Source organism: Muricauda sp. SCSIO 64092, from assembly GCF_023016285.1.
In the GTDB taxonomy this organism is placed as follows: domain Bacteria; phylum Bacteroidota; class Bacteroidia; order Flavobacteriales; family Flavobacteriaceae; genus Croceivirga.
This window is the reverse complement of the sequence record NZ_CP095413.1, coordinates 4,006,870-4,022,140: the sequence shown is the minus strand read 5'-3', so window position 1 is coordinate 4,022,140 and position 15,271 is coordinate 4,006,870. Positions and strand designations below refer to the sequence as shown.

General features: G+C 42.8%; 13 protein-coding genes. 7 read left to right on the top strand and 6 right to left on the bottom strand.

Annotated elements, in window-relative coordinates:
• Positions 1-126: 126 nt before the first annotated feature.
• The 5 genes from L0P88_RS16865 (at position 127) to uvrB (ending at position 8,972) form a co-directional block, all read left to right on the top strand.
• Positions 127-3,366, top strand: a complete 3,240-nt coding sequence (locus L0P88_RS16865; protein WP_247131091.1) for a DUF11 domain-containing protein — start codon at positions 127-129, stop codon at positions 3,364-3,366.
• Between the two features lie 96 nt (positions 3,367-3,462).
• Positions 3,463-4,359, top strand: a complete 897-nt coding sequence (locus L0P88_RS16860) for an ABC transporter ATP-binding protein (protein WP_247131090.1) — start codon at positions 3,463-3,465, stop codon at positions 4,357-4,359.
• A 3-nt stretch (positions 4,360-4,362) separates the two neighbouring features.
• Positions 4,363-5,196: an ABC transporter permease gene (locus L0P88_RS16855; RefSeq protein WP_247131089.1), complete on the top strand. Its 834-nt coding sequence runs from the start codon at positions 4,363-4,365 to the stop codon at positions 5,194-5,196.
• Positions 5,197-5,225: 29 nt separating this feature from the next.
• The gene (locus tag L0P88_RS16850) at positions 5,226-6,953 is read left to right on the top strand and encodes a T9SS type B sorting domain-containing protein (RefSeq protein WP_247131088.1); all 1,728 of its coding nucleotides are present in this window, start codon (positions 5,226-5,228) and stop codon (positions 6,951-6,953) included.
• Positions 6,954-6,983: 30 nt separating this feature from the next.
• The gene (gene uvrB / locus L0P88_RS16845) at positions 6,984-8,972 is read left to right on the top strand and encodes an excinuclease ABC subunit UvrB (RefSeq protein ID WP_247131087.1); all 1,989 of its coding nucleotides are present in this window, start codon (positions 6,984-6,986) and stop codon (positions 8,970-8,972) included.
• 88 nt (positions 8,973-9,060) lie between these two features.
• Here the strand turns inward: uvrB and L0P88_RS16840 are convergent, their stop codons facing one another.
• From L0P88_RS16840 to L0P88_RS16815, 6 genes are all read right to left on the bottom strand, one after another.
• On the bottom strand, positions 9,061-9,480 hold the full coding sequence (locus L0P88_RS16840; protein WP_247131086.1) for an Hsp20/alpha crystallin family protein: 420 nt from the start codon (positions 9,478-9,480) through the stop codon (positions 9,061-9,063).
• A gap of 112 nt (positions 9,481-9,592) precedes the next feature.
• Positions 9,593-9,994 carry a TerB family tellurite resistance protein gene (locus L0P88_RS16835; RefSeq protein ID WP_247131085.1) on the bottom strand — a complete coding sequence of 134 codons (402 nt, stop codon included), beginning with the start codon at positions 9,992-9,994 and terminating at the stop codon, positions 9,593-9,595.
• 106 nt (positions 9,995-10,100) lie between these two features.
• Positions 10,101-10,430: a hypothetical protein gene (locus tag L0P88_RS16830; RefSeq protein WP_247131084.1), complete on the bottom strand. Its 330-nt coding sequence runs from the start codon at positions 10,428-10,430 to the stop codon at positions 10,101-10,103.
• Between the two features lie 402 nt (positions 10,431-10,832).
• Complete coding sequence (locus tag L0P88_RS16825; protein ID WP_247131083.1) at positions 10,833-11,168, bottom strand: hypothetical protein; 336 nt, start codon at positions 11,166-11,168, stop codon at positions 10,833-10,835.
• Between the two features lie 190 nt (positions 11,169-11,358).
• Positions 11,359-12,552, bottom strand: coding sequence for an ADP-forming succinate--CoA ligase subunit beta (sucC, locus tag L0P88_RS16820; protein ID WP_247131082.1), 1,194 nt, complete (start codon positions 12,550-12,552; stop codon positions 11,359-11,361).
• 105 nt (positions 12,553-12,657) lie between these two features.
• Entirely contained in the window at positions 12,658-13,299 is a 642-nt protein-coding gene (locus tag L0P88_RS16815) for an LON peptidase substrate-binding domain-containing protein (RefSeq protein ID WP_247131081.1), read from the bottom strand.
• Between the two features lie 152 nt (positions 13,300-13,451).
• On the opposite strand from L0P88_RS16815, the gene lysA reads away from it, so the two are divergent.
• The gene (gene lysA, locus L0P88_RS16810; protein ID WP_247131080.1) at positions 13,452-14,693 is read left to right on the top strand and encodes a diaminopimelate decarboxylase; all 1,242 of its coding nucleotides are present in this window, start codon (positions 13,452-13,454) and stop codon (positions 14,691-14,693) included.
• 61 nt (positions 14,694-14,754) lie between these two features.
• Complete coding sequence (locus L0P88_RS16805) at positions 14,755-15,264, top strand: thioredoxin family protein (RefSeq protein WP_247131079.1); 510 nt, start codon at positions 14,755-14,757, stop codon at positions 15,262-15,264.
• Positions 15,265-15,271: the final 7 nt, after the last annotated feature.

The following is a 15,271-nucleotide window of genomic DNA, read 5'->3' as shown; positions in this document are numbered from 1 at the left end:
GGTGTTGTCGTTTTAAGTGATAACCACAGAATTACAAAGCTTTACAACAAACTGTTGTAGGTAGTTTCCTTCCATAACTAAATTAGCTTATGTGGCAAAAAACACCTCAAAAATTCCATTGATCCAATGAGGCAACTCATTCTTCTTCTATTACTATTTGGTTGTTCCTTTGGGTATGGACAGTTGAGCGATTTGCATTATTTGCCCCCTTTAAGACAGGGGCAAAACAACGGAGCAATTCAACAGCAGGCCGTATACCTGTCGACTCCTGAAACTACGGCCTTCACTGTTAATGTCTATCAAGGGACCAACAGTACTCCAATTACCTCATTCACAATTTCAAATACAAGCCCGGCGGTCTATAATTTGGGAAATGGCAACAACAACGTTACACTGGTCGACGATGCAAATACTGGCATCATCTTGACCAATAGTGGATTGCGCTTTGAAGCTCCGGGAGGAAATAACTTTTACGTTAACTATAGGGGGCGATCGAATTCTCAAGCCGCATCATTGACCTCGAAGGGTCGAGTGGCTATGGGTACTGACTTTAAATGGGGGGGAGTACCCAATCTGGGTAGCCATGTTTCCAAATCCAATACTTTAGGGATTATGGCCACCGAAGATAATACAACAATAACCCTATCTGGTTACGATCCCAATTGTGAATTTAGGGTCGGAAGTAATAGGGCCGGCATTACCGATGATACCTATCAAATTGTATTGGATGCCAATGAATCATTTGTCTTTGAGACCTATATAGGCAACACCCCAACCACCGCCCATGAAAACGGATGGATCGGTGCTTCTGTCGTAGCGGATAGGGACATCGTAATTAGCAATGGTTCGTTAAACTATGGGCGTCAGGCAGGGTCGGCCAATAGGGATGCTGGCATTGACCAGCCCGTTCCCGAAAATAGGCTGGGCAAGGAATATGTTTTCGTTAGAGGTAACGGCAATGCCAATGGATGGACGGAATTTCCATTGCTTATTGCCACCGAAAACAACACCCAAATCTTTGTCAACGGCTCCACAACCCCAATAGCAACTTTAAATGATGGGGATTTCTTTGAAATTCCAAGTAGCAATTACTCCTCAAACTCGGTGGGGGCCAATATGTATGTGGAAACCTCCAAGGATGTCTATGCTTACCAATGTATGGGGGGCTCCAACCAGGCCTATACCCAGGGATTGAATTTTGTGGCACCGGTAAACTGCCTTTTACCGGATACCATGGACAATATTCCCAATATTACCGATGCTGCCGGAATTACCATAACCGGTGGGGTTACCATCATTGCGGCCACAACGACTCCAGACAGTAGTATAACGGTAACCGATGGAAACGGCAATGTTACCCTTCCATCCTCCTCTACCGTAACCGGCACATCCGATTGGAAAACATTTTATATTCCCAGTCTTACAGGAAATGTTAGCGTACAATCCACAGGACCTATTGCAGTGGGATTCTTTGGTTTTAATGGAGCGAGAGGTGTTGCAGGTTATTATTCGGGCTTTGATACCGTACCAAATATTGACCTACAGATAACAGGGAACAGTTGTTTACCGGGGGCTATCCTAGAAATTGTGAGTGGGGAGACTTTTGATGCGTACCAATGGTACGGGGATGGTGTATTGATACCAGGAGCTACCTCACCCACCTATACGGCAACCAACGCTGGTGATTATTACTTACGAGTGACCAGGGGACCCTGTAGTTATGATTCCAACTCCATATCGGTTTATTATTGCAATCCGGATATCGTTGTCAATAAAACCGCCAGTGTTACCTCCTTAAATGAAAATGACACAGTAGTTTTCACGATTACCGTCGAAAATATGGGTATTGACCCAGCCACAAATTTGGTGATTACCGATGTAATGCCAACCGGACTCTCCATTGTGTCGACCACTCCAACATTAGGGACCTGGTCGTCCCCCAATTGGACCATAGGCACACTTAATAGTGGTCAGTTGGAACGTATTACGATCAACGCCATTGCCGATCCGAACAATTCGACCTTACCAATTATTCCCATCATAAACACCGCAACCAATAACCAGGACCAAACGGACAACAATATTACCGGGGACAATCCCTCCGTTGCCCTAACCATTTACAATGATTTTGATAATGATGGCATTGTTGACATCTCCGATTTGGATGATGACAATGATGGTATTTTGGACAGTGTGGAAAACCCAAATCACAACAATATCCTCTGGGTAACGGATGGTACGGCCAGTACCGAGGAGCAAAATACCATAGATAAGCTTGTTGCTTTAGGGTATTCGGTAACCGTTGTTGATGATGCTGTTGGTGGGGATGCGAACAATTATGCAGTAACCTTTATTTATGAGGATGTATTTAGTGACACAGCTTTTACCAATATTGACAACTTAACTACCACTACCAATGGGGTAATTACCAGTGAACCCGCATTACACGACGAAATTTTAGGTGCAAGTGCCGGAGGAAGTGGCAGTGCCACAGCTGTGAACATAGTTGAAAATACCCACCCCATAACCAATGGATTGCCAATTGCCCCCTATACAATCGGGGATGCTTCATACTTTGGAAACGGTTTGACCACGGGAACCGTTCTAGGTCAAGACCCCAACACCAATGAAGGTTCCTTGGTGATTTGGAATGGAGGGGATGCAATGGAGATCGGAACCGCCCCGGGAAAACGGGCAATTGTACCGCATGCCAATTTAAATGGAGGATTTAATGAAGCCGGAGAGAACCTGTTGTTAAATGCCATTCTTTGGGCTGCGGGCTTTGACACGGATAATGACGGCCTACCGGACACTTTGGATGGGGATAGTGACAATGATGGTTGTAGTGATGCCAATGAAGCTTACAACGATGCAAATGCGGATGGTGGTGATGGGGAAGCATACGGTACTGGTACCCCACCTCCAACAAATGGTAATGGGACCGTGACCGCAGCATCATATCCATCACCCGCGGACAATGATTCCAATACTATTTTTGACTTTCAAGAAGTGGGAGCTGTACCAACAATTACGGTGCAACCTGTAAACCAAAGGGTATTCATTGATAATGATGGTACTTTTGGCCTTACGGATTCTGGAACAGATAGTTACCAGTGGCAAGTAAGTACGGATGGAGGCTCCAACTTCAGCAATATTTCCGATGGGGCCGCGTATTCCGGAACCCAAACCAATACCTTGACCATTCTTTCTCCGGACCTCGATAAAAATGGCCACGTTTATAGGGTGATATTGACCAGTGACACCTATTTATGCAATGCTACAATTTCCGATGAAGTTGTACTCAATGTGGGACCGGCCACCGTTATCACCAACCGCAGAATTACTTTCAGGGCAAACAAAAGCTAGACCAGGTATATTTGATTTGCAGTTTTATTTTCTTGAGCTGTAACATTTAGGGCAAACAATCGTCAAGTAGGTATCAACCAAAAAACGATATTTCCCTTGGAAACCATACTCACGGTTAAGAACCTAACTAAAAAGTTTGGGCATTTAACAGCCGTAAAGGACTTATCCTTTACCATAGAAAAAGGAAACGTTTACGGCATCCTAGGTCCCAATGGCAGTGGTAAGTCCACTACTTTGGGCATTATATTGAATGTAGTCAATCGAACCGCTGGGGAATTCAGCTGGTTTGATGGGACAACCTCCACCCATGACGCCCTAAAAAAAGTAGGAGCCATTATTGAGCGACCTAATTTTTACCCTTATATGTCCGCGGAAAAGAATTTGAAGTTGGTTTGTAAGATCAAGGAGGTTTCTGAAGATAAGATTCTTGAAAAATTGGAATTGGTTGGACTGTTGGAACGAAAGGACAGTAAGTTCAAAACCTATTCCCTGGGCATGAAACAGCGACTTGCCATAGCCTCTGCCTTATTGAACGATCCTGAAATCCTGATCTTGGATGAACCCACCAATGGATTGGATCCGGCGGGAATACATCAAATAAGGGAAATTATCAAAAGAATTGCCGCGCAAGGGACGACCATACTTTTGGCTTCCCATTTATTGGACGAAGTGGAAAAAGTCTGCTCCCACGTGGTCATTCTTAGAAAAGGTGAAAAATTGTATTCCGGTCCTGTGGATAGTATGCTCGCCAGTCACGGTTTCTTTGAATTGAGAACCGCAGATATGAAAGGGTTAAAAGACCTGTTGTCCAAACATGCCAGTTTTGGGAACATTGTAGGAGGGAATGGCACATTGACCGCCTATTTGAAAGAAGAGATGGATGCAGAGGAATTGAACAAGATGTTATTTAAAGAGGGTATTGTACTGTCCCACCTGGTAAAACGAAGGGAAAGTTTGGAAGAGCAATTTTTAACCTTAACCAAAAATTCGTAAGCCATGGGAAGATTACTTCAAATAGAATTCATAAAACTTTGGAACAATCGGGCAAGTAAGGTTCTCATCGTTTCCTACTTCATCATTTTAACCTCCATCGCACTTATTGCTGCTATAAAATTTGATATTGGCCCGGTAAAATTTCATTTGGCGGAGATCGGTATCTTTAATTTTCCGTATATCTGGCATTTCAACACCTTTGTCACCGCATTCTTCAAGCTCTTTTTGGCCATTGTCATTGTCTCAATGATGGCCAATGAGTACAGCAACAAAACCATAAAACAAAACTTGATTGACGGCCTTTCCAAAAAGGAATTCATATTATCCAAGTTTCTGACCGTACTTTCGTTTGCAGCCATTTCAACGGTTTTTGTATTTGTGGTCTCCCTTATATTGGGACTTGTGTATTCCGATTTTAATGAGCTTTCCATCATATTCTCGGATTTGGAATTTGTTCTGGCCTTTTTCATAAAACTGGTCGGTTTTTTCTCGTTTTGCCTGTTTTTGGGCATTCTGGTTAAACGCTCGGCATTTGCTTTGGGGTTCTTAATACTGTGGCAGATTTCGGAGGGGATCATCAGGGGATTGATGCGTTGGAAACTTTTCGATGGGGATACCACGGAAAAGGTGATGGCCTTTTTTCCATTGCAATCCATGTTCAACCTCATCAAGGAACCTATAACCCGATTGGAAGCGGTACAGACCGTTGCGGACCAAGTAGGGGAATCCATTGAATTGGATTATTATGTCCATTGGTATGAGTTCCTGATTGTTCTCGTTTGGACGTTCATTTTCATCTATTTGTCCTATGCATTATTAAAAAAGCGTGATTTATAGTATCTTACCTAGACGAACGAAGATGCTGTATGAAAAAAAAATTGCTGCTATTTTTTGCGTACTGCATATATAGTTTTGGCTTTTCCCAAGAATGCCCGGATTTAATTTCCCCTGCGGATGGCGCGGTAAATGTTCCCGTGGATGCCACTATTACGTGGGAGGCTGTGCAGGGCATTCCCGGTTATCGGATTTTACTGGGAAGAACCCCTGGAGCAAGTGATTTGGCAACGGTAACGGTGGGTAGCGCCACATCGTATACCCCTGCCCGGGGTTTGCCCGAGAGCACCGAAATCTTTGTGACCATAGTCCTTGATTTTTTCCAAGGACAGGAGGACATCGTGTGTGACTCACAATCATTTACCACTGAAGATGTCACTACACCACCGGACTGTACAAGTCTACGAATACCCGAGGACGGTGCTACCGATGTGAGTGTCTTTTCAAATGTGGTATGGAATTATGCCCCCACGGCAACGAACTACGATGTCATCATCGGTACCCAACCTGGTATGGGGGATATTGTAAATACCAATGTTACGGACCTAAGGATAAATCCCCCAGGTGAATTTCCCGAAAACAGCGAAATATATGTACGCATAATTCCACGCAACGAAAATGGCAGCGCCCAAAATTGCACGGAGTTCAGCTTTACAACACGGGAACCGGCGCCCTTGCCGGGTTGTACCAGTCTTATAAGTCCTTTGGATGGGGCCATAAATGTGCCGCTCACCCCTTTTCTGGAATGGGTCCCCGTTCCTGAGGCAACGCGCTATAGGGTAACCTTGGGAACCACCCCAACAGAAAACGATGTACTTGATAATGCAGTATTTACCACAAATAGCACCTTTGTATTGAACTTTGAGCCCAATCAGACTTTTTTCATCACCATTGTCCCCTTCAATGAATCCGGAGATGCCATTGGATGTAGTCAGGAATCATTTTCCACCATATTGGGATGTGGTCCCTTTTTGGATAGGGTCACGGGGGAGTTGGTTACATTGAGTCCGGATTTGGAATTACCGGATGTTTTTTCCTTTTGTGAAAACGGCGACCCCCTCAGGATTACCGCACCAGAGGGAGCTGATGGTTATAGATGGTTTCGTATTGATCAATTTGATAACGAAATTTTGCTTTCGGAAGATACGGAAATCACCATTGATCAATCTGGGGATTATTTTTTGGAAGCGTATACCATGGCCTCCCAACCAGGCGAGCTGATCGAATGTCCCACAATTTTGGGATTTACCGCAATAGCATCGGAAATTGCCACCATTGATGGGCTTGATATTAGGGATACAAATTTGGGATTGGATGTAACGGTCCAAGTTTCCGGAACCGGGGATTATGAATATGCCATTGATACTATTGACGGCCCCTATCAAGACGATACTGTTTTTAGGGGAATTGCCCCGGGAACCCATACCATTTATGTTAGGGACAAAAATGGTTGTGGCATTGCGCAGGAGACATTTGAGCAAAACCTTATTGTAGAGGGATTTCCCAAGTTTTTTACGCCAAATGGCGATCCATTCAATCAATTTTGGCAGTTCAAACAACCCCAGGAGGGTGAGCCCGTTGCCCTGGTAAGTATTCAAGTTTACGACAGGTTTGGAAGACTTCTTTCGGAGTTTTCATCAGATGCACCAGGTTGGGATGGTACTATAAATGGCAGACCCCTTCCTTCAGGGGGATATTGGTTTAGGGCCATTGATGATGAGAATAAAGTCTTTAAGGGCTTCTTTACCCTTAAACGCTAGATTTCCCACCCCCTTTCGTACATTTACTTAATGAAGTTTAAAGTAGTTTCGGATTTCAAACCTACCGGAGACCAGCCTGAAGCCATAAAGCAATTGTCCAATGGAATTTCTTCGGGAGATGCCCATCAAACCTTGTTGGGGGTAACCGGTTCTGGAAAAACGTTTACGGTGGCCAACGTAGTGGCCGAAGTACAACGGCCCACTTTGGTCCTGGCCCATAACAAAACTTTGGCTGCCCAATTGTATTCCGAATTCAAGCAATTTTTTCCCAACAATGCCATTGAATACTTCGTATCATATTATGATTACTACCAGCCAGAGGCCTATATTCCCACAAGTGGGACGTATATTGAAAAGGATCTATCCATAAACGAGGATATTGAAAAGCTGCGTTTGAGTGCGACCTCCTCCTTACTTTCCGGTAGACGGGATGTGTTGGTCGTCGCTTCCGTTTCTTGTCTTTATGGCATTGGAAATCCTGTTGAATTTCAAAAAAATGTCATTTCCATCCATAGGGACCAGGTCATTTCCCGAACAAAATTTCTACATCAACTGGTACAAAGCCTCTATTCAAGGACTACAGCGGATTTTAGGAATGGAAACTTTAGGGTAAAGGGCGATGTGGTCGATGTTTTTCCGGGATATGCCGATCACGCTTTCCGAATCCATTTTTTTGGAGATGAAATTGAAGAGATTGAGGCCTTGGATCCCCATAACAATTCGGTCATAGAAATTTATGATACCCTAAATATCTATCCGGCCAATATGTTCGTGACTTCCCCGGACATACTTCAAAATGCCATTAGGGAAATTCAGGACGACCTGGTGAACCAAGTGGATTACTTTAAACAAATAGGAAGGCCATTGGAAGCCAAACGGTTGGAAGAACGTACCAATTTTGATTTGGAAATGATTCGGGAATTGGGATACTGTTCCGGAATTGAAAACTACTCCAGATACTTGGATGGGAGGCAGCCTGGAACGCGGCCTTTCTGTTTACTTGATTATTTTCCCGATGATTATCTTATCGTCATTGATGAGAGTCATGTAACCATTCCACAGGTACATGCCATGTATGGCGGTGATCGCTCCCGAAAGGAAAATTTGGTGGAATACGGTTTTCGACTTCCTGCTGCCTTGGATAACAGACCATTGAAATTTGAGGAATTTGAAGCGCTCCAAAATCAGGTGATTTATGTAAGTGCCACTCCAGCCGAATATGAATTACAATTGAGTGAAGGGGTATATGTGGAACAGGTGATACGCCCAACTGGACTTTTGGATCCCGAGATCGAAGTAAGGCCAAGTCTTAATCAAATAGATGATTTAATCGAAGAAATACAAAAACGGGTGGAATTGGATGAACGTACCCTGGTCACTACATTGACCAAACGTATGGCCGAGGAATTGGTCAAATACCTCACCCGAATAGACATTCGCTGTCGTTATATCCACAGTGATGTGGACACTTTGGAACGTGTGGAAATCATGCAGGATCTACGTAAGGGCCTCTTTGATGTATTGGTAGGCGTAAATCTTCTTAGGGAAGGGTTGGATTTGCCCGAGGTGTCATTGGTTGCGATTTTGGATGCCGACAAAGAAGGTTTTCTGCGCAGTAATCGTTCCCTGACCCAGACTGTTGGCCGTGCAGCACGAAACTTAAATGGAAAGGCCATAATGTATGCGGATACGATTACGGACAGCATGCAAAAAACCATTGACGAGACCAACTATCGACGGGAAAAACAAATGGCCTACAATACGGAAAACAATATTGTCCCCAAAGCCTTGAACAAAAGCCTGGATAATGCGTTGGCCAAAAATTCGGTTTCGACCTATCATTTTGAAAAAGAAGCCCTACGTGCTGCGGAACCCGATTTGGAATACTTAACACCCCAGCAGAAAGAAAAAATAATTAGGGACAAGCGAAAGGCCATGGAGAAAGCGGCCAAAGAACTTAATTTCATGGAAGCTGCCAAACTCAGGGACGAAATAAAAATGCTTCAAGAGCAAGATTAAAAAAGGAAAACGCCGCAAATGCGGCGTTTTCCTTAACCAACTAAACAAACCAACCTTATGAAACACCTTTTGTTGGTGCCATAAATTCTTATCCTATTTCAATGAGACGTTTTGGTTTGGGCAACGCCTCCTCTTTTTTAGGAAGGGTCACTTTTAAAACCCCAGCTTCATAAACAGCATCGATTTTATCCGTGTCCACAGTTTCAGGCAAGGTGAACGCACGCCTGAATGCAGAAATTGAAAATTCCCTTCTTGTATAATTTTCTTCCTTAGTGGTATGCTCCGCTTTAGTATTGGATGAAATGGTAAGGACTTCGTTGTCTATTTCTATGTTAAAATCTTCCTTTTTAAAACCAGGAATTGCCAATTCCAACATAAAATCCCTTTCGTTTTCCCTAATATTCACAGCGGGGACGTTGGCAAACGTATCCATTCCCCCAAACCAATCTGGCTTGAAGAAATCATTCATCAAACTTGGTAATATCAAATTGTTTCTTTTAGTTAACATGGTAATCGCTTTTTAAAATTAAACTCATCAGGTATTGGACAAAAGCTATACCAGTAGCAGAAAACTGCCTTTATGGCAGTTTTACTGTACGTGAAAATGTCATAATGGCATATTAGTTGTAGTGGGCCCTAAAAATGTCCAGTAGTACTTTAGGGGGCACCGCCTTATTGGGGTATTGGTGCATGACTTCCAAAACTTGGGAGATGGCAGAGGGCGGGAGGCCCATCCATAATCCAATATTATGTAGTTTTTCTATTTCCTTTTTATGTTGCTCATTATCAATGTTCATCATGAGCAATAATCGGTGGAATTGAACTATACGGTCGGTTTGCGTTCTGGGAATGGATATTTCGGTCTTATTCTTAAGAAGATCATCCAAAGATGACTTTTTGACCTCCATTAAATTGGCCACACTTAATAAAAAGTCGTATTCATCATCTTTCATTTTATAGTCCACCCGGGCAAATGCAATAAGCTCACTGAGAATGCTCAACTTTTCTTGGTAGGAATTCATGGTTTGGATTTATACTATAATAACTGTTTAAAAGGCCATTTCGTATAACGAAAAAATCCTGGGGATTCCCAGGATTTCCATAACTAACTCAGATAATCACAGTTTCTTAGACTGTAATTCGTATGGGAACGGTGTACAATTGCCCTTCCCTAGCGTTTTCCAATTCCACCTTTTGATAGTTCAATCGTGCTTTTACAAAGTTTTCCAATACCTCAACTTCGGTATCAACCGACAATACCACAATCTCACCCTCTTTGTTGATTGTAAAGCGTACATCGGCAACCATGTCGTCTTTAATATCAAAAGAGTTGGTTTCCAACATTTTAAGGATTTGATAGGATAATTTCTTTGTCGGTTCCAGGTCTTCCGTAGGGGTAGCGGATAAGGTTCCAACGATAAACAATGCAATGGCAAAAAACAAACTGGATTTTCTCATGATGATTTCGTTTTTGAGATTGATAGATTTGATGAATGTGTCAAAAAGACGTGTGAAAAATGATAATGTTACACTAAATCATGGTTTTAATACAATTTTATGAAAACGACCACTTTTCTTTTGTCGATTCAAAATTACTTCTATTGTTCCGTCCAAGGTAACCGTCCCTATCAATTTAATGCATATTTAATTTTGATAACCTTGATTTAAAATTTTGGGATTTTACCTTCCCCTCACCCATGCCTTAAAAGGTCGTATTAAAAAATCCAAAAATCTTAGGGAATATTAAAAAAAAGGCACGTATCCACTTCCATTGTTCATCCAAAAGGATATATCATAGCGAAATCGAAAATGGGGCAATGTTAGAAAAACATTACCCCACTGTTCACATACGAATTTGAATTAGGAAGTAACGCGGACATTTACAACAAATACTTCCCCATAAGTATCTTCGGAAACTTCCAACTTTTTCCCCTTTAGTTTCCTATTGAGAAACCATCTTAAATCTTTCCTCTTGGAACTGATTTCCATAATTTCGATTTTCCCCTCTGAATTGATGGTAAACAGGACTCGGGCCATAGCATCTTTTTTGTCGGCATCTATTGCAGTCCCTGAAAGGATTTCTTCCAATTGTTGTGAGGTGGATTTTTCAGGAGTGACAATTTTTGGTTCATTGGCGGAAACAAGCAATACGCAACATAGGATTGCTACAGCGGAAAGCACACTTCTTTTTTTCATGACAGATTGTTTTAAGATTGATAAAATGATTGATGACTTTAAATAAAAGATGGGATATTCCCCATTTATGTTACACGATCCCAATAGTTTAACTCCTTTTTATGATTGGCCCCCGTTTAAGGAAAGTTTTGAGCAAACAAAAAAAGGAGGCCAATTGGCCTCCTTTGATCTTATTGATTATTGTGGGTTCCTAGGACAGTACCTCCTTTACCTTATCCGCAGCCTCTTGGAACTGGACCGCAGAATGTACGGCCAAACCTGAACTGTCGATAATTTCCTTGGCCAGCTCCGCATTGGTCCCTTGAAGCCTTACGATAATAGGCACTTGTATGGAATCCCCCATGTTTTTGTAGGCATCAACAACACCTTGTGCCACTCGATCACAACGAACGATTCCACCAAAGATATTGATGAGGATAGCCTTTACGTTGGCATCCTTCAGAATGATTCGAAAAGCTTCCTCCACCCTTTTGGCATCGGCCGTTCCGCCCACGTCCAAAAAGTTTGCGGGTTCACCACCTGCCATTTTAATTAAATCCATGGTAGCCATTGCCAAACCTGCACCATTGACCATACAGCCCACATTACCGTCCAAATCCACATAATTCAACCCAACGGCCCTGGCTTCCACTTCAATGGCATTCTCTTCCCTCAAATCCCTCATTTCCGCATAGGCCTTTCTTCTGTAAAGGGAATTGTCATCAATAGTGACCTTGGCATCAACGGCCATTATTTTATCATCCGAAGTCTTTAAAACGGGATTGATCTCAAAAAGGCTTGCATCACTTTCCCGGTACGCCTTGTACAACGAGGAAACAAACCTTACCATTTCCTTGAATGCCGCTCCGGACAACCCCAGGTTAAATGCAATCTTCCTGGCTTGAAAGGGCAATAGTCCCGTAGCAGGATCTACCTCCTCGGTAAAAATCAGATGTGGTGTCTTCTCCGCCACTTCTTCAATATCCATACCCCCTTCCGTGGAATACATGATCATATTCCTACCAGTACCGCGGTTCAATAAAACCGACATATAGAACTCGCTGGTTTCACTATCACCGGGATAATATACGTCTTCCGCCACCAAAACCTGATGTACCTTTTTCCCTTCGGCAGAGGTTTGTGGGGTCACCAAGTTCATCCCAATGATGTTACCGGCCAGTTCTTCAACTTCTTTTAGGTTTTTGGCCAACTTTACGCCGCCACCTTTCCCACGACCTCCAGCATGTACCTGAGCTTTGATAACGTGCCATCCCGTTCCCGTTTCCTGGGTCAATTGCTTTGCGGCGCTTACGGCTTCTTTAGCATTATGGGCAACTATTCCGCGCTGTACGCGTACACCAAAACTTGCCAAAATCTCTTTACCCTGATATTCATGAAGGTTCATAGGTCCATTTGTTAAATTAAGGCCACAAAAATAGGAAACAGCTACCTTAATTAATAATTAAAAACAAAGATTTAGAAACTGTTTGGGTTTTGGAAGGAAATCTGGCTAGTTTACCTTAAAATCCTTGAAATCCAAAGGGTCGAAATTTTTAAAGTGACCGTTCATCTCTATGACCGCTTTGGTCCGGTTGATTTGTTCCAAAACGGTGGTGGTGGTATCCAAATGCGTTGCGATATACTGTAAACGTTGGGTCTCATTGGACAGCTTTAACAGGTCGTACTCCTGCTCAAAGGAAAGACCCATTTTATGACCAAAAGCATAGCTATTGAATTTATCCAACGGAATGGACGGAAATTGTACGGACATCAGATCATAAAGCTTTTTCATCTTATCGTACACTTCTTGCCTTAGGGAAAGTTCCGCATCATTATTGGAGTCCAGGAATTCCACAATGCCGCCCGCATATTGTTTACCTTCCATCTCGTTGTCAAACGTTAATATCTTAAATACCTGTCGTGCCACACAGACCACATCCATTTCCCCGGAATCATAGGTGTTTACTACTTCAACCAACTGTACTTCGGTTCCATATTCTACGGTGTTATTAATGAAAACGGGAATACCAAAAGTTATGGCTTCGTCCCTGCAATCATTGATCAGTTGTTTGTAACGCTCCTCAAAAATGTGGAGTGGAACAGTTTCTCCAGGAAAAAAAACGGACTGTAAAGGAAAAAGAGGAAGTTTCATAAAAATTCTTTTTTCTAAAAATAAGCAGTCGGTGGATAAGCTACAACTATCATTTGTTGTTATTTTTACAACAAAACGTTATAAATTTATATTCAGAATGCTAAATTTTGTACTGCAAAGGCCATTATTTTAGCTTTGAACAAAATTGAGATATGAAACCCAATCACTTAGTTTCCATTGCCAAGACTTATGGTGCCCCGGTATACGTTTATGATGCTGAAAAGATTTCCGCCCAATACCAACGTTTAACAAGTGCTTTTAAGGATGTGCAGAGCCTTCGGCTGAATTACGCCGCAAAGGCCCTTTCCAATATTTCCATCCTGCGCTTAATGAATAGTCTGGGAAGTGGGTTGGACACCGTATCGATACAGGAAGTGAATCTGGGCCTAATGGCGGGGTTTCGACCTGAATCCATAATTTATACACCAAATGGGGTTTCCTTGGAAGAGATTGAGGAAGCCGCTGCTTTAGGTGTCCAAATCAATATTGATAATCTCTCCATTTTGGAACAATTTGGTGCCAAACATCCCGATGTGCCCGTTTGCATCCGAATTAATCCGCATGTCATGGCAGGTGGCAATTCCAACATATCCGTCGGGCATATTGATTCCAAATTTGGTATAAGTATCCATCAAATCCCCCATTTGTTGCGAATTGTGGAATTGACCAATATGAAAATCAATGGTATCCATATGCACACAGGAAGTGATATTTTGGACATTGACGTTTTTCTTTATGCTTCCGAAATCCTCTTTGAAACGGCAAAGAACTTCAAAGGCTTGGAATTTATTGATTTTGGGAGCGGATTTAAGGTGCCCTACAAAGAAGGGGACATACAGACCAATGTTGAAGAGTTGGGCAAGAAACTGTCCAAAAGATTCAATCAGTTTTGCGAGGAATATGGCCAACCATTGACCTTGGCCTTTGAGCCAGGAAAGTTTTTGGTCAGTGAAGCCGGTTATTTTTTGACCAAGGTGAATGTAGTAAAACAAACCACTTCAACGGTCTTTGCCCAAGTGGATTCCGGTTTCAACCATTTGATACGTCCCATGCTCTACGGTGCCAAGCACGAGATTGTGAACATCTCAAATCCGAAGGGCCGGGAACGGTACTATTCCGTTGTCGGCTACATCTGCGAAACGGATACCTTTGGAAATAACCGCAGAATAAACGAAATAGCCGAAGGTGATATTTTGGCCTTTAAAAATGCGGGTGCGTACTGTTTTACCATGGCCAGTAACTACAACTCGAGGTACCGGCCTGCCGAAGTGCTTTGGTACCAGGGAGAAGCACACTTGATCCGGGAAAGGGAGACCTTTGATGATATCCTTAAAAATCAAGTCGATGTTAAAGATTTGTTCAATCCTTTGCCGCAGGCCGTCGTTCAGAAATAAATTGGCATAATTTTCGTTAGTTTTGATACGGTCTTAAGACTAAAATGCCAAAATCTTGACTATGCGAACAATTGTATTGACACTATGCCTACTAGTGGCCACCACCATCTCGGCCCAGGAAATCCATTGGATGTCTTTTGAGGATGCCGTGGCAATGACCAAAAACGAAGGAAATACCAAAAAGGTTTTCATTGATGTTTATACGGATTGGTGTGGTTGGTGTAAAAAAATGGATAAGGACACTTTTCAAAATCCTGAGGTAGCCGCCTATATGCAGGAGAACTTTTATATGGTCAAATTCAATGCTGAGGGCAAGGAACCCATAGAATTCGATGGAAGGACCTTCAATTATGTCCCCTCCGGACGCAGGGGGTACCACGAACTGGCCGCTGCCCTATTGCAAAATCGCCTAAGTTATCCCACCGTTGTCTTTTTGGATGAAAATATGAAAATGCTTTCCCCGGTACCGGGATATCAGAAAGTTGACCCTTTCCTGCAGATTGCCCGTTATTTTGGGGAGGATATCTATAAAGAACAGGACTGGAAAAGTTATGCCGGGGTCGGAAAATAGCAATTGG